Source organism: Sporolactobacillus terrae (genome assembly GCF_019930545.1).
GTDB lineage: Bacteria > Bacillota > Bacilli > Bacillales > Sporolactobacillaceae > Sporolactobacillus > Sporolactobacillus terrae.
The window spans coordinates 134,483-151,328 of the sequence record NZ_CP082837.1; the positions used below are offsets into that span (position 1 = coordinate 134,483).

At 47.3% G+C, this 16,846-nt stretch carries 10 protein-coding genes and 1 pseudogene; 9 read left to right on the forward strand and 2 right to left on the reverse strand.

Annotated features, from left to right (window positions below; translation table 11 throughout):
* Window positions 1-3: 3 nt before the first annotated feature.
* The 4 genes and pseudogenes from K7399_RS00600 to K7399_RS00615 all read left to right on the forward strand — a co-directional run.
* A pseudogene (locus tag K7399_RS00600) lies at window positions 4-114 on the forward strand (ATP-binding cassette domain-containing protein); the annotation flags it as partial.
* Window positions 115-547: 433 nt separating this feature from the next.
* Entirely contained in the window at window positions 548-2,533 is a 1,986-nt protein-coding gene (locus tag K7399_RS00605) for a GH32 C-terminal domain-containing protein (RefSeq protein WP_051577763.1), read from the forward strand.
* A 162-nt stretch (window positions 2,534-2,695) separates the two neighbouring features.
* Window positions 2,696-4,120, forward strand: a complete 1,425-nt coding sequence (locus tag K7399_RS00610) for a C69 family dipeptidase (protein ID WP_028975807.1) — start codon at window positions 2,696-2,698, stop codon at window positions 4,118-4,120.
* 460 nt (window positions 4,121-4,580) lie between these two features.
* Complete coding sequence (locus K7399_RS00615; RefSeq protein ID WP_028975808.1) at window positions 4,581-5,537, forward strand: ketopantoate reductase family protein; 957 nt, start codon at window positions 4,581-4,583, stop codon at window positions 5,535-5,537.
* Window positions 5,538-5,645: 108 nt separating this feature from the next.
* Here the strand turns inward: K7399_RS00615 and K7399_RS00620 are convergent, their stop codons facing one another.
* Window positions 5,646-9,413: a S8 family serine peptidase gene (locus tag K7399_RS00620; protein ID WP_128166220.1), complete on the reverse strand. Its 3,768-nt coding sequence runs from the start codon at window positions 9,411-9,413 to the stop codon at window positions 5,646-5,648.
* A 363-nt stretch (window positions 9,414-9,776) separates the two neighbouring features.
* On the opposite strand from K7399_RS00620, the gene K7399_RS00625 reads away from it, so the two are divergent.
* The 3 genes from K7399_RS00625 (at window position 9,777) to K7399_RS00635 (ending at window position 12,659) form a co-directional block, all read left to right on the forward strand.
* Complete coding sequence (locus K7399_RS00625; protein WP_037562682.1) at window positions 9,777-10,670, forward strand: AEC family transporter; 894 nt, start codon at window positions 9,777-9,779, stop codon at window positions 10,668-10,670.
* Window positions 10,671-10,764: 94 nt separating this feature from the next.
* Window positions 10,765-11,394 (forward strand): HAD-IA family hydrolase, encoded by a 630-nt coding sequence (locus tag K7399_RS00630; protein WP_028975810.1) that lies wholly within the window; start codon window positions 10,765-10,767, stop codon window positions 11,392-11,394.
* A gap of 137 nt (window positions 11,395-11,531) precedes the next feature.
* The gene (locus tag K7399_RS00635) at window positions 11,532-12,659 is read left to right on the forward strand and encodes an iron-containing alcohol dehydrogenase family protein (protein WP_028975811.1); all 1,128 of its coding nucleotides are present in this window, start codon (window positions 11,532-11,534) and stop codon (window positions 12,657-12,659) included.
* A 137-nt stretch (window positions 12,660-12,796) separates the two neighbouring features.
* Here the strand turns inward: K7399_RS00635 and K7399_RS00640 are convergent, their stop codons facing one another.
* Entirely contained in the window at window positions 12,797-13,822 is a 1,026-nt protein-coding gene (locus K7399_RS00640) for an LCP family protein (RefSeq protein WP_139691630.1), read from the reverse strand.
* Between the two features lie 234 nt (window positions 13,823-14,056).
* On the opposite strand from K7399_RS00640, the gene K7399_RS00645 reads away from it, so the two are divergent.
* Together K7399_RS00645 and K7399_RS00650 are read left to right on the forward strand one after the other, a co-directional pair.
* Window positions 14,057-14,431, forward strand: a complete 375-nt coding sequence (locus K7399_RS00645) for an OsmC family protein (protein WP_028975813.1) — start codon at window positions 14,057-14,059, stop codon at window positions 14,429-14,431.
* Window positions 14,432-14,505: 74 nt separating this feature from the next.
* Entirely contained in the window at window positions 14,506-16,506 is a 2,001-nt protein-coding gene (locus K7399_RS00650; RefSeq protein WP_028975814.1) for a methyl-accepting chemotaxis protein, read from the forward strand.
* Window positions 16,507-16,846: the final 340 nt, after the last annotated feature.

Consider the following 16,846-nt stretch of genomic DNA (forward strand, 5'->3'; position numbering starts at 1 on the left):
TCCCAGTTGTCGGGCGGCGAACAGCAGAGGGTCTTTTTGGCACAAGCACTTGCTCAAGAGCTTGAGATCTTACTTATGGATGAACCGATGAATCACCTTGATTTGGCCTATCGGTTTTTGGTCCTTGTTGCCTTTAGAATCACTAGGCACAAAGCATGATTCTTCGATTTGAGTCAATCAGCCTATGCTTTTCAGTGTTTTTTTCCCTTAAGTCAGTGTGTCTCATCACGATAAAAAAGGCAGTTAGTGTGCTTTTTCTCTGGGCTGTGTTTTCATTTTCAATCTTAGTGTTTAAAAATACTAAGGCGTGCACTGGAAAATGTCCGGCAACTTTTCCTGCTGCAATCGAGAATTCTACGGTGAATCAGTGCAACACACAAGGTTGGTATGAAAATTGCTGGATTTAGTGCGGCGGATGAAACCAATCGTGCTCAGATTCGTTGAGATGCATTAGATTTTGTATCCGGAAGGAAGGAGGAGGAACGATTTATTTGTGAAATGATCGACCCACAAAATGAAAACGCTTAACTAAAGGGGAGAAAAACGATTGAAAAAAATACTAACGTCTTGGATTGCTGCGCTGCTCATTCTCGGGATCATTGGATCGGTATTTCCTGCACAGGCGAAGGCAGCAGCTGGCTCCTATCAAGAACCTTACCGCAATCAGTATCATTATTCGGCGAAACAGAATTGGCTGAATGATCCGAACGGGTTGATCAAATACGACGGCGTTTATCATATGTTCTATCAATATAATCCTCAGGGGAATGAGTGGGGAAACATGTCTTGGGGGCATGCAACGAGTACGGATCTTGTTCATTGGAAGGAACAGGATGTCGCCATTCCGGAGAGTGACGAAAATGCATGGGTCGATTTCTGGATGAAGACAAAGGACGATGCAAAACCGGTTCATTATCTTGGCCGCCCGACAACAAATTGGGATGTTTGGAATCCGAACGGTAAGCGCTACATTTTCAGCGGCTCAGTGATTTTGGATAAAGACAATGTCGCAGGCTTTGGAAAAAATACACTGATTGCTTATTATACAAGTACCTATCAGGTTGCCGTTCGCGATGATGATTACAGCAAAGATCAACTTGGCAACTTGCTGGGCATCCGTGAAGTCCAGGAACAGAACATGGCGTACAGTACGGACGGTGGCAAGACATTTAAAAAGTACAACAACCAGAATCCGGTTATTCCGGTAACCCAAGTACCGACCAGTGATGCGGGAAATTTCCGTGATCCGAAAGTTGTTTATGATGAAGCGAATAAGCAATGGGTTATGCCGGTCGTTTCCGGGCAGGAAGTTGATTTGTTTACGTCAACAAACTTGAAGGACTGGACCTTTCAATCGGCGATTAAGCGCGCACATGATGTCGGCAATGGCGTTTGGGAATGCCCGGAACTGATCCCGATGAAGGTCAAAGGCACGAACAAGACAAAATGGGTGCTTTCGCTAAGCGTGCAGCAAGGGGCACCTGCGGGCGGATCCGGAATGCAGTACTTTATCGGCAATTTTGATGGGAAAAAATTCATTCCGGATTCTGATGAAACGATGAAAAATCCACAGTGGCTCGATTTCGGTGAGGATTTCTATGCCGGTGTTACGTTTGGGGAAACGCCTGGACGAACGATCATGCTTGGCTGGATGTCGAATTGGAACTACGTTGGTGAGCAGAAGACCACACCATGGCACGGAGAGATGACCTTGCCGAGAGAATTGACGCTCGTTCGTGACAATAGCGGCTATTCATTGAAACAGGCGCCTGTGAAAGAAGTGAATCAATTAAGCCAAGGGGAAACAGCTTTAGATGTTCGGAAGATTCATGCGCGCGCTCAATCAGAAAAAACGATCGATATCAAAAACTTTTCCGGCACGCAGTATAAAGTCAGCGCTGATTTTTCATGGAAGAAAAATCAAGCACCGAATCGTCTTGGCGTTAAACTCAGAGCTTCGGAAGACGGTTCGAAATACGTTGCAGTTGGCTATGACCCAAGCAGCAAGCAGGTTTATCTTGATCGAACAAAAGACGGCGAATCGATCACAAGACAGAATACCAAGGTGAAGCTGGACGGAAATCCAACCAACATCAAACTGGCGGTTTACGTCGATACGTCTTCGATTGAAGTATTCGTGAACAATGGAGAAAAAGTGCTGACTCAGGTGGTTTATCCGAATCCCGAACAGCCGTCCGATTCAAAAGGGCTGGCATTCTTCGCGGAAAGCGGAAAAGTGACCATTACCCGGGCTGTCGGCGAGCATTTCGAAAGCATCTGGGGCAACAATCCAACAATCAACGCCCCTGATCATCAGACGGTCAGCTATCGATCTGAATTCGATCCGCTCGATGGAGTTCGCGCGCAGGATCCAAAGGATGGCGACTTGACTTCGGCAATCAAGGTATCCGGCGACAAAGTGAATACCAAGAAGCCGGGAACGTATCGCATCACGTATACGGTTTCGAATGTTGCAGGCGTTCAAGCCAAACATCAAACTACGGTTCGCGTAACGCCGCGTGAAAAAAAATAACCTTTTCATCAATCAGGCAGGCTGCTTTACAGCACCTGTCTTTTTTCTGTCTTCAGAGAAAACCAATGTGTTCACGGGCAATGTTCACGGTCGGAAAATTGAGTTAATATAGGAGTAAGTTTACAAGCTTTTCAAACTATTTATGAACAAAGGGATGTCGCAATGAAGAATAATTCACATGCGGCTTGTACGACGGTGCTGGTCGGCAAGGGCGCAACATTAGATGGCTCAACGATGATTGCCAGGAACGGGGACAGCTATGAAGTTCTTGTTCCGAAAAAAGTGGTCGTGCATGAGCATCAAGTACTGGAGAAAGAAGAAAACTACGTATCTCCAAACAACCGCTTTACGATCACATTGCCGAAGGAACGCTTCCGCTATACGGCGATTCCCGATCGCGAGGATCGCTACGTCACATTTGAAGATGCGGGAATCAATGAGAGAAATGTCGGTATGAGTGCAACGGAAAGCATTTACGGCAATCCGCGCGTGCTCGGTTATGACCCGCTTGTGGAAAACGGGATTGCAGAAGATTGCATGGTTACGGTTGTGCTTCCATACATTCATTCGGCGCGCGAAGGTGTGCTGCGTCTCGGAGAAATTGTTGAAACCTATGGTGCGGCCGAATCAAACGGTGTTCTGTTTTCAGATAAGGATGAAGTTTGGTACATGGAAATTGTGACCGGCCATCTGTGGGCAGCGCAGCGGATTCCGGATGATTGTTACGCGGTGGTCGCCAATCAATCGGCGATTCAGGAAATAGATCCTTACGAGAAAGAGCATTTTTTGATGGCGCCGCAGCTGGTTGATTTTATTGAAAAGCATCATTTAAATACGGGGAGCGACACCATCAACTTCCGCAATGTTTTTGGACGGCAGAATGTCTTTGACCGTCATTACAATACCCCTCGTGTCTGGTACGGTCAGAAGTATTTGAATCCGGATAGTGAACAAGATCCGCAATCGAATGAACTCCCGTTTCTGCGCAAAGCTGGTCGGAAAATCGGTGTCGATGACATTGCCTATATTCTGGACTCGCACTATCAGGAAACGGTGTATGATCCGCTCGGCTCCGGTAGCGAAGCAGAGCGTACTTTGTTCCGCGCGATTTCGCTCAACCGGACGCAGGATTCGCATATTTTGCAGATTCGTCCCAATGTGCCGGATGCGTTTGCTGGTATTCAGTGGATTTCGCTTGCCGGAACGTTCAGTCCTTATGTTCCTTTTTACACGAACATCACTTCTGTTCCTGAATCGTATGCGGTGACGCCGCTTAAGCTGTCGCTTTCCTCTGCATACTGGCTCTACAAGACGATTCCGGTGATTGTCGAGCCGCACTACCATGCATTCCTGAAACAGGTGCAGGACTATAAGGAACAGCTTTTCAGCAGTTATCTTGGCACGCTCGAAGCGACCGATGAACAGGCGGGTAAGCTGGATGAGCAGGAAATCACGAAATTCTTGACAAAGGTGACCGGTGAAAATGCGGGCCAAGCGCTTGAAGCCACACGCAAGTTGCTCCAGGATTTGACGATGCAGGCGATGTCACTGTCAAAATTGACCTTCAATATGGATAAAAACTTGTAATGACGCATGTTTTTGCCAATAGATTGATTGTGACGACGAAGGGGTGTCACGCAGGTAACAGCGCGCGAGGAGGCTTCCGGACTGCCCGCGTCCCGCGCCTAGTTGATGCGAGCGGCTGAAGTGGCGTTCAAGCACCAGTTCGATGGATCAAAGCCGCAAGGAAGACCCCGCAGGGATTGTGGTCTGAGCCGAGGAGGCTTCCGGACTGCCCGCGTCCGCGCCTAGTTGATGCGAGCAACCGAAGCGACGATTCAGCACCGAAAAAACGCGAGCCCATCACGCATGGTTGTTAATTAAGGACGAGGCGCCTTTAGCCCGGTTTTTCTAATACTATCAGAAAGTATAAAGATTATAAGGAAGATAGTATAAGTGCAACTAAGGCTCCGCCAGCGCCAGAGGCTTGGCCTCGCCAAGTTTTCTTTAAATTAACGTTTTACAAATAGAGAATGGAGTGATCAAAATGAAAATAGCGGTCATTGGTGCAGGAGCAATGGGACTGCGCTACGGAATCTTGCTTCAGGAAGTCGGCAATGATGTCGATTTTGTGGAACCGTGGGCGCCGAGCTATCAGGCCATTTGCAAACAGGGCGGCGTGCAAGTCTCGCGCGACCATCAGAATCAGCATCTAGTACCGGTCGATGTGTACCGTCCGGATGAATATACGCAAACTCCGGATTTAGTGATTTTATTTACAAAACAGATGCAGTCGGAAGAAGCGATGGTGGCCTGTCGCCATTTTATCGGTGAAAAAACGTATGTGCTGACCAATCAAAACGGAATTGGATCGGTCGATGTCATTCGCCGTTATGTGCCGAATGAACGAATCATTGCCGGAATCGCGCTGATTGCGACAGTGCTTGATGCACCGGGAAAAGTTGATTTCATGGGTGCTAAGGGTGCGGGACATACGCAACTGGTTAATGTGACCGAAAAACCGGATGATTTTACGGATGAAGTGGTTCGCGAATTTGAACGTGCGGGCATGAACCCGACGCTGCAGACCAATTATCTGGGTACTCTGTGGGGCAAGCTGCTGATGAATTCGGTGATTAATACACTGTGCACATTGATGGATATCACGATGGGCGAATATGTCGCTTATTCAGGGGCGGATGATCTTTCGCGTCGATTGATCGATGAAGGCTATGCGGCGGGAGTTGCCGACGGCGTGCGCTTTATGCAGAGTCGCGAAGAAATGCTTCAGATCATCGATCACGAAAGCTCGCAAGTAAATCCGCTGCATCATCCATCGATGTACCAGGATATGGTCAACGGCCGACCGACCGAAGTCGACTACATCAACGGACATATTGTAAAAACAGCGAAAAAACACGGTCTCGAAGCGAAAAGTCATGAAATGCTTGTGAATTTGCTGCATTTGGCGGAAAGTGCCAAACAGTTAAAAATGGCGCATTAATTGCTTGTTTTGCATTAGAAAAATCGGGCACACCTTGTCCGAAATAGAAACTATTCCATAAAAAAAGGTGTCCGGATCGAATCCGGACACCTTTACTATTTGATGAGATTACTGCAGTTTTTTACGCCGCATCAGCTGTACTGCAAAAACAAGGAAGAATACACCCAGACCGATGAACCAAAGGTTGGATTGATCCCCTAGCGCCGGAAGAAAATGATTCAACAAGCTACTTGTCTTTGCTTGTTGGAGATGGGCTGCTTGATCCTTAGCAGCGGTTTTGGTAGCATCGCTGCTCTGTGATGATGCCGCATTTACCGACGTGCCACTGTTTGATTGGTCGACCGGCGAAATCAAGGATGAATCGTCCTTTTTCTGATCAGCAGGCGGATTGACGTTTGAATCGCTTTTGTCCGGATCGGCAGGTGCATCGCTGCTTGAACCATCATTCTCCTGTTTTGGCGGATTCGGAGCTGGAGCCGTCTGATCCGTTTGTCCTGGTGGCAGTGTTCCTGATTCTTCGCCAGAAGCAGGATTTCCGGATGACTGATCACCATCTTTGACTTTAATGGCATTAAGCCGTTTCAGCAATCTGGTTTTGTCTGGGCCATCCGGGAGCGCGTCAACGCGTGTTCGCGCTGCGTCTACATCACGCTGCAATTTGCTTTTCTCTGCTTTGGCAACAGCGGCTTCGGCCTCCGCTTGACTATCCTTTTTTACTGAAAAGAAGGCTGACTCGCTTGTTACCGTTGAATAACCGACGCCGTAAATAAAGAATTTCGTTGCTGTATCGGTTAAGGAATGATAAGAAATCGGGTATTTAAAGCTTCCGTCTGCAGCGACCTTAATTCGGATCGCCTGCTTAAAATCAGCCTTTCCATCTTTTCCGGTTGGCACAACCTGGATGGAGTCGCGTGTTCCGTTGACCGTTCCGTGATAGTCATAGCGCTGTGTCCATGTATTCCATAAATAATCGAGCGCCGGGTCTTTGAGATTGCCTTTGATCCAGAATGCTTTTTCCTTTTTTCCAGTCTCAGGATTGACTTCTGTCGTCAGATCGGATGGTTTGACTGTGTAAGTTCCTGATTTTGTTGCAAGAGACAACGAAGGTTTTTGATCTTTGGAATCTTGATCAATAACTGAGAGTGGAACGAGAAGGTCGGTTCCTGCGTCGTCTGGATCATCGTTGACAAACCAGTAGTCAAGGAGGTAGTCGCCTGCGGGTGCCTGCTTGGTTTCCAAACTGGCAAGATCAAGGTAGGTTCCGTTCCAGGCATCCCCAAGCTTGAGCGCGCCTGTTTTATTTTTTATGGCAAAAATATTGGCGACGCCGAACAATTTTCCGGTATTGGCGTCATAAACGACGATCCATACGCTGTCTTTTGGCGAATTCATCGTCACGTATCCATCAACATTGTCGTTTTCCCATGGATAGTTGGACACATCACCGCTGTCTTTAAGCGTTATATAGCGGTCAAGGTCAGCGGATGCGGCCACCGGCTGTTTGGCAACGGTTGTTGAAAACGGGATTCGGGTAATGTCTGAACCGCTTGTCGCGGTGATAAATCCTTGATAGCTGTTGTAGGCGGTCCCTGAAGGAAGATGCAACGTCAGCTGAATGGAAGCATTTCCACCTGCTGGAACGGTTACTGATTTTGGCAGATCGAGTGTTAAGCCACCATTTCCAGGTGCCCCCACATTTGATCCATTGAACGTCCCTTTTAGTGTGAATGTTTTTGTGCTTGCCCCGCTATTGTGTATCTTAACGGTTTTGCTGATGTCGCGCGCTTTTTGATCAAAGAATGCGCCGAATGCTGCGGAGCCGGTTAAATAAGGAATTTCTTCTTTAGTCCCGGTATTCAGATCCAGAGAGGACGAGGTGTTCTGAACGGTAAATGTTGTTGGATGATTCAATGCTTTATAAGCATCAATACGGCCGGCGCCTGCGTCAAAAACCGACCAGGGTTTGCTGAGCGGATCAGTCGTACTCATCAAATCTGATTTTACTTCTGCTGGAGTCAACGTCTTTCCTTCTGCTTTTGCTTGACTATACAGGAGTGCAGCCACACCGGTGACATGCGGAGCGGCCATTGATGTGCCGTCCATCATCTGATAAGCATAGGTATAATCGTTGGCGTTGTCCGGTGCGTTAATATAGTAAGGCGCTGTCGAGTCAATGGCAACGCCCGGTGCCGTTAGATCAGGTTTAATGTCATAGGTCAAGCCAACCGGACCTCTGGAACTGAAATCGGCAAGGTTGTCTCCGGACTTTTCGACGGTGTGCATGGTGCCGAAGTTCACTTTCAGTATTGGATTTTTCTTTAAGGCAGCGACTAAGGCATCACCTTGGGCTTTGTTCAGGCTGAAGGAGGGAACGTAATGCTTTGATGCGCCGAAACTGTAGTCGAACATGACGTCCGAATTGTTATAAATAATCGCAAACTTTGCACCGTGTTTTTTGGCATTTGCGAGATTATCAACAAAATAGTTGCCGCCTCGCTGAATGAGGGCGATTGAATCTTGCGCTTTCAGTGCCTTATCGTCAAACTGTCCCTCAAGACCTTGGCCGCAATCAACGACCGCGTATTCTTTGCCTTGCAGCGTTGCAACGTCGTCGCCAAGTCCGGTCGCAATGGTGGTCAGGTCAAGTTTGAGATCGCCTGCTGCTCCATTGAAGGCCGGCGTGCTTGTCGGCGAGTCGCTGGCGCCAACGGTGATTGCAAGCGGGGAGGTTCCCGGCGATCCCAATGTCCCTGCGGAGGGTCCGGAATTACCCGCTGAAATAACTGCCGTTTTCCCGGCTAGTGAAAAGTTGTTAATGGCAACAGAATCAGCGCCGTAAGGCTGATTATCCGAAGAGCCAAGGGACAGATTAATGACATCGATTCCATCTGTATAAGCGCGGTCGATTGCAGCGATGATGCCTGAGGACGCGCCGCTGCCATAGGGACCGAGGACACGGTAGATGTGGAGTTCGACATCGGGGGCGATGCCCAGTTCAGATGCAGCAATCGTTCCGGAAACATGCGTGCCGTGTGAGGTGTAGTATTCACTGCCCGTATCAGGATCGATTTCCGGTTCGCCGCTCTTTTTCCAATCATTATACGTTGTTTCCATCGGATCATTATCGTTATCGATGAAATCATAACCGCCGCTGTAGACACCCTTGAGTTCCGGATGATTGTAATCAATCCCTGTATCCAGAACACCGACTTTGGCGCCTTTACCGGTGATCCCAAAATCTTTGCGTGCTTTGTCAACGCCGATTTGCGGACGACTTTGATCCATGTTGGCAGAAACTGCGTCCTCAGCTACCTTTGTTATTTTATCTTCGGGGACGCGGACGATTTGATCTTTCCAAACTTTTTTAACATAAGGAAGCTTTGCGATGCTTTTGATTTTATTTCCGGGTAGTTTAACGGCCATTCCATTAAAGGTTTGCTTAAATTCATAGCCCAGCTGGGTGGAGGAAGCGGCGAAACTTTTCACTTTTGCCGCACTTTGTAATGAAGCTTTAAAATCGGCATGTTCTTTATTAATTGCTTGCAATGCGCTTGTTGCGGTTGAAAAGGATTTCGCTGATTTGAGTGAGGCGGCTGGCTTGTGGGTGGCAAGAGGATCTGTAGTAAATTCAACGATAATCGCTTGTTGTTTGCTGGTGTCGGTATTGAGTCCTTGTTCAATGTCAGCACTCTTTTTCTTGCTTTCGATCGTCTGCTTCAGGTTCTGGAGATCTGCTTTATTCAACTCCATGGGTTTGATCGTATTCACATGGCGCTCTGCATGGGCAGATGATGTTGAGAATGAAAAGACACTCGACAGAACAAGAATAAAAATGAGTAATCCTGCGATCCACTTCGTGTGGCGTGTGCTTAGCATGTAATCCCTCCTGATTAATCGATAAACGCGTTGAAGAAATCTTGCATCTTCTAAAAAAATATGCGTTTATTTCAACAATTAAGAGAATCGTAGCAAAGAAACAATCATTGATAAATCATAAAAAATCATCAGAGAACAACAGAATCTGACAAAACGATCGATCATGCAGCATTGAATGTATCTGTTTTTGCGAAAAGATGGGGATCCATGCCAAAAAATGTAAGAAAAAAATTAGCCCTTTTACTCGGATGCTGGTAGAAATCTACGAAATCGTTCCAATCTATGAAAAGTAATGCTTGTACTCGTCGTTTGTGACAACGTAAAATGATAGAGAAAAAAGTGCTTTGGAGAGAGGGAACCTTTTTGCTGATTTTTATTGATGTGATTTTACCGGTATTTTTCATTTTTTTAAGCGGTTATCTTTTACAGAAAATCTTTAAACTTGATTTGCTCCCGATCTCGACGCTTGCGGTGTATCTGCTGATTCCATTCTTGGTGTTTGATACGTTCTACACGACGCCAATGGATCTCAGTTTCTACTATATTGTGGTGACTTCGGTGATCATTATGGCGGCGCTGATTGCAGCCGGACTGCTGCTTTGCCGGTTCTTTCGTTATGATAAAAGCGAGCGGAATGCGTTCTTGCTTTCGACTATTTTTCCAAACAGCGGCAATTACGGTGTGCCGATTATTTTATTTGCTTTTGGAAAGCAGGGCGTCTCCTATGCGATGCCGTTGATGATTTTTCATGCCATTCTTATGGGCATCGTGGGTATCTATATTGCGGCGAACGGGAAGGGGAGCGTGAAAATGGCGCTGCAGACCGTGCTGAAACAGCCGATGAACTATGCGATTATTCCGGCACTGCTTCTGCAATTCTTTCATATTGAGATCCCGGCCCACTTTCTGCAAAGTATCGAACTTGTCAGCGATGCATCAATTCCAGTCATCATGGTCATCCTCGGGATGCAGTTGGCGAATGTCGATGTACATAAAATAAGTTGGGGACGAATCAGTCTGGCAACGGGCGTACGACTTGTTTTGTCGCCGTTGATTGCTTTTTGGGTGTGCGTGATGTTCCCGATCGATCCGCTTTTGCGGAATGTGATTATTGTGATGGCGGCAATGCCGAGTGCGGCGAATACGACGCTGTATGCGATCCAGTTCAATGCCAAGCCGCAATTTGTTTCCAGCTGTACGCTGATCACGACTGTGACGAGCGCTGTGACCCTTGACATACTGCTCAGCTGGTTTTAAACGGTGTCGTTTGTTTCATCGCTGCATACACTCTTATACAGTCTTATCCGCGGTTTGAGTGCCGTAAAATAGTTATACAATTGAGGTGATTCGGATGCTGAAAGCAGTCCTGTTTGATTTTGACGGAACATTGGCAGATTCGAGAGAAGCATTTCTGACGGCCTATAATAAATTAGCACAACGGCATGGTTTTGCAAGATTGACCCATCCGTTGTTTGAACAATTGAGGGCGCGCTCAATGCGGGAACGTTGCAAGGCGCTGAATGTTCCTTTCCATAAAATTCCTTTCTTGATCGGTGAAATCTCGCGCTACTATCAAGCGTCAATGATGGAGATTCCACTGATGAAAGGTGCACGGGAAATGGTGCGGGATTTACAGGCGGCGGGCTATCGCTTGGCGATTCTCTCTTCGAATGAGGAGAAAAATATCCGCTTTTTCCTGAAGGTTCACGGTTTGGATGGCTTCTCCACAATTATGTGCTCAAGGAAACTGTTTGCTAAGGATCGGCTGATGAATAACTATTTGAAACGTCAGAAGTTAAAGCCGGATCAAGTGGTTTACATTGGTGACGAGGCGCGCGATGTTCTTGCCAGCCAAAAAAGCGGGATTCGGGTGGTCTGGGCAGCGTGGGGCTTTGATGGAGCAGAGAATGTGCGCAAAGCAGGTCCCGATTTTATTGCAGAACGGCCGAGTGATGTACTGCAGCTGATTAGCGAGTTATAAACCGGAACAAGGGGGACATGCAATGAGTATTATGCATTTGCACAACGTTTTTTGTTGTGGACGCCCCTTGTTTTCCAGCGTGGCTGCTCTAAGATGGGAGTAGCATGATGTGAACACGGACAAATGAGGGGGACGCTATGGAGCAATTTTTCTACAAACAGCCAGTACCGGTTGATTTCGGATTTGGCAAGATCAGAAAACTGCCGCAGATTCTGCAGCAGTTCGGTTTTACGCGTGGATTACTGATCAGTGCACCGTCAATGGTGCGTGCAGGGGTCGCACAGCAGCTTATGGAACAGTCGGACGGAAGAATCATCGCTGTTTTTTCCGACATTCAGCCGAATCCTACGGTGCTGAATACGGATGCCTGTGCGACCATACTTCGCGATGAGCAATGTGATTTTGCGATTGCGCTCGGTGGCGGTAGTATTATGGACTGTGCTAAGGCGGCTTGTTTTACAGCAACGACCCCGTACAGTGCAGCCGACTTTTTGTCCGGACAGCGCTCGGTTGATCATGCGGGCATTCCGATGATTGCCGTACCAACAACATCGGGAACGGCGAGTGAAGTGACGACTGCATCGGTATTGACCGATACCGAGCGCGGGGTGAAGGCACTGCTCGGCAGTGATGAGCTGTATCCGGCTTACGCACTTGTTGATCCGCAACTTTCGATGAGCTGCCCGCCTCAGGTAACGGCAGCGAGCGGTTTTGATGTGATCGCTCATGCACTGGAAGCCTACTATGGGAAAAAGCATCAGCCGCTGACCGATTTGGCAGCCGAACGAGCGGCCACGCTTGCCTTTGATGCCCTGCTGACGGCTTATCGCGAACCCAATAACCGAGAAGCACGGGAGAAGATGAGCGAGGCGTCGGTGACTGCCGGCTTTGCTTTCGGACAGACGCAAACAGCGGCCGCACATGCCTGCTCCTATCCGCTGACTCAAGATTTCGGGATTGTGCACGGCGAGGCGTGCGCGTTCACGTTGCCGTCCTTCTGGCGTTTGAACAGTGAAGAAGGTGCGGAAGCAGAACGGCTGCAGGCTTTCAGCAGACGGCTTGGTTTCGCTAGCAGCAATGCGCTTGCCGATCAGATGGATGCGATGAAAAAGGAAATGCAGCTGTGCACGACTTTAGCAGAGGCGGGCATCCTCGAAGAAGCGCTTGATCAATTGGTAAGCAAAAGCTTTGCACCGAACATGCAGAATAACCCGGTGCCGATCACTAAGGCGCGTTTAAAGGCCATTTATCTGCATTTAAAGTGAGCATACATGCAAAAGAACCCCTAAAACTGCAACCGTTTCAGAGGTTCTCTTTTTAAAAATCGATCGCTGCGGCGCTTCGGACCGCAGACAATACCGCCCGTGCCAAAAGCACGGGCGGTATTTGATCTGATCAAACTTTAGTTTGAAAAATATTTTTTGATCGTTGTTTTCAGTTCATTTTCATCGAGAATGATTTGGCTGTTATTTGCTTTAAGCAGATCATCGCGCATCGTTGCGCCGCGGCCTTTAACCTGGCGGTACTTGATCTGTTTTTCAGGCTGAAAGTTGTCCTTTACGCCCAATCCAACACTGACCATGTCTTCAGTCGACATGTTGGTAGCAATCAGGAACTTGGAAAGGGATTGCATCAGCGCCGGCAGCCGGGTGACGTTGGATGGCTGCATGATTTTCTTTGCAATGCCGATCAGCGCCGCCTGTTGAAGCTGTTGCCGTCCGTAGTCGGTTCCCGGCAAGGAATAGCGCTCGTGGCAGAGCTCGGTTACCATTTCACCGTTCAACTTTTGAACGCCGGGGGCAAAGGTTTTGCCTGCGTTTTTCGCGTACCATGGGTGGGTAAGGGTGACTTTAAACGGGACATTCATTTCAATGCCGTCCAGTGCATCGACCATATACTGCAGCCCCCAATAATTGGTCTCGGCATAGTAATGAATCGGGACGCCGGTGAGGTTGGATACGGCGGACACCGCAGTTTCAATGCCTTTTTTGGTTCCATGATTCACTTGGGCAATGTATTGGACACTCGTCAGCTTTGTATGCCCGTAGCCATCCATGTAGACCCGGGTATCACGCGGGATGCTGAGCATGTTGTATGTATGATTGTTTAAATCGGCATGAATCAGCACCATCGAGTCGGTGTGACTGGCCTTTGACCCTTTTCGAGAATCCGAGCCGATCAACAGTACATTGAAGGTTCCGGCTTTTTCTTTATAATTTTTGATCTTGCTCGTGTCACCGGAGCCAACCGTTTTTAAGTGATTGAAATGATTGGCCGGTTTCAGTCGATGTAATTCGTAGAAGCTCAAAGCAGTTCCGGTAACAAGCAGAATCGCAAGGGTCAATAAGATATAGCGCCAAACACGGTGGCGTTTTCTTGATCTTCTGAATGAGCTTCGTGATGGTTGCAAATCCTTTTTCTTTCCCATAGTTTACTCCTTTGGCTCTGGTATTACGCGGGCAGCCCATGATGATGCAGAACAAAATGTGACAAATCCATTCAATTAGTATAGCAAAAAGTGTGCGGTTATTTTCAAAATATGACGATAAAGACAAAGTTTTTTCGACTGACCCGGCATGCGAATTGAGCGGAAAGCGGCACATATTCGCTTAGGCACGGCCATATAATGGAACAAATCGTGCATGATCAAGGGGGCTGGAGAATGGAACTGATTCAAGACCGTGATCGTTTGGAACTTGTCCATGAACAGGGAAATTGGTGCCTGAAGGAAGGGGCGGGCTTTTCACCGGTGCAGCTTGTTGCAGCGGCGACCGCAGCATGCAGTACCTACGTTTTTGAAAATTTGCTGAATATGCGCGAAGTGAGCTATGAAATGAAAAAAGTGGTGCTTGATTATCAGCTTGGCAGCTGCTATCCTAATCCGCTGGCGCGTATTGATGTGCAATTTGTGATGAAGGTGGAAGGACGTGATCGCGAACAGGTTGAACATGTCTTTTATCAAATCGCAGAAAATTGTCCGGTGCTGCAATCGCTGCATCCGCGTATTAAAGTGAATGAGTCGATTTGCTTTGCTTAAAAAATTGTATTTCAAATCCTCTGTTTTTTTCCGATATATAAATCATAGAGAAAAAAGGAGGATTTTATCGAAATATGTCGGAAAAGCAGAAACGCTTGCGTTTAAATCTCAATTTAAAAAGAACATTAATTACTTCTATGATCGTTGTAGCGCTCGTTCCTGCGATTATTGTCGGTGTCGCTTCATTTATCAATGCCAGTCATAAGGTGTCGGAGCAGATTGAACACAGTGCGACGAACAGTGTCAACTTATTAAACCAAAATATTTCTCAAACGATTGACCTAGAGAAAGAACGTTTGGATTATTTAGCGAGCCACATCTCTGCTGTATCCATTAAAAATGGTGAAAATCGTGAAACCATTAATACACTGCTTTCACAGCAACAAGCCGACAGCGGGCTCGCTCAGGCTTATGTAGGGACGAAAAAAGGTCACTACGTGTATACGCCGCAGTCATTGATTAAACCTGACGGATTTGATCCCGTCACACGTCCATGGTTTATCGATGCAATGAAACAACCCCACCATGTTGTCGTTAATGAGCCGTACAATTCGGTGCTTGTCAAAGATTATGTTGTTTCTTTGTCTTCCACGACCACAGATACGCAAGGCGTGGTCGGTATCGATCTAAATCTTGGGGAACTTCAAAAAATAGCCAACTCTGTTCGTGTCGGCGAGAGCGGCTATGCGTTTATCGTGAGTCCCGGCGGAAAAATTGTTGCACACCCAAAACTGAAGCCAGGGACGAAGGTTCCCGACGCTGCATTGCTTAAAAAGATAAAGAAATCAAGCAGCGGCTCTGTGGAAACAAACTACAAAGGGATTGAGAAGAAGGACTTTTATGTCACCAATAAGGATACCGGCTGGGTGATTGTCGGTTCCCTGAACAACAGTGATATTTCAAGAAACACCAACGGTATCTTGATGAATTCAATCCTTATTGGTGCAATCACGGCAATCATTGCTGCCGCATTTGCGTTGATGACGGTCTACTTCATCATCCGACCCATTAAGAATCTGCTTCATGTTGCTAATAAAGTTACGGAGAAGGATCTGACGAATCTCGCTGAAAAAGAAGGATTTGACGAGTTTAAACAATTGGGAACGGGTTTCAATCAGATGATTTCATCTTTAAACAATGTCCTGATACAAGTGGATGACAAGGCGACTGCTGTTGCCTCATCATCTGAAGAATTAACCGCTTCAACAGAGGAAAATCGGGCAACCTCCGATGAAGTTGCGCAAGCGATTCAAGAGATTGCTGCCGGCTCCCAAGAACAGAATCAAAAGGTTGAAGCATCCAAGCAAAGTGTTGCTCGAATCAATAAAGAAACAGAGAAAATAGCTACACAAGCCACAGTCCTTAGCGAACGATCTGTTGATGCCACGGATTCCGTCAACAATGGAAAACACGCGTTGACCCAAGTTGTTCAGCAAATCAAAATCATTCGAACAACGAATGATCAATTTGCTAAAGAGTTGAATGATTTGGAAGGAAAATTGAATCAGATCAGCGACACAAATAATCTGATTAATGATATTGCGGCACAGACCCATCTTCTGTCTCTGAATGCAGCGATTGAAGCGGCTCGAGCTGGGGAACATGGTAAAGGATTTAGTGTGGTAGCAGCTGAAATTCAGAAACTCGCCGTCCAATCTGCAGAATCAACCGCTAAGATTGCTGACGCTGAAGCCTCGATTACTGAAAAAGTACAAGAACTTGTACAGTCGATGAAAACGGGAGCGCAACAAGTGAGCAAGGGAATCGGTATGGCTGATACAGCCACGACGACGTTTGCTGATGTTGAGGAAACGGTTGCTTCAGTATCGAAAGCCGCGCGAGAGATGTCTGACTCTGTTCAGAAAATTTCAGGGTCTTCAGGAGAAATTGTCGAACGAATTGATGCAATTGCTCATTTGTCTGAGACGACCAGCGGCCTTTCCGAAAATGTATCGGCTGCAGCAGAACAGCAATCGGCATCAATGGAAGAAATTGCCCATAACGCAACCAACTTGTCGATACTTGCGGATGAATTAAGACAAGTGGTTGCCCAGTTTGTGATTAACAAAGCATAAAAAGGTCCATTCAAAATGGCACACAATGTGTTGCGTGGCGGAAAGCAATTAAAAAAGTTGATAGAAAGCAAGAAAAGGGTGTCTCAAAAGTCCGTTTTTAACTTTGAGACACCCTTTTTAGCAGGAAAAGAAAGGATAAGATTTTGCCCTGTCTTCAAACCAATAGCCCAGTGTTTTGGCCAAGAGTCAAAGCGGAGGGGCTCTGGCGCCTGCGGGATCGCGGTTAGTTGATGCGTGCCAGCGAGACCCCGCAGATTCTTGCCCTGTCTGAGGCTCGCGGTGCGCCCGCGGCAAGCGAGCAGCTGGAGTGTCGTTTGTGCACAAGGTGATGAACAAAGCC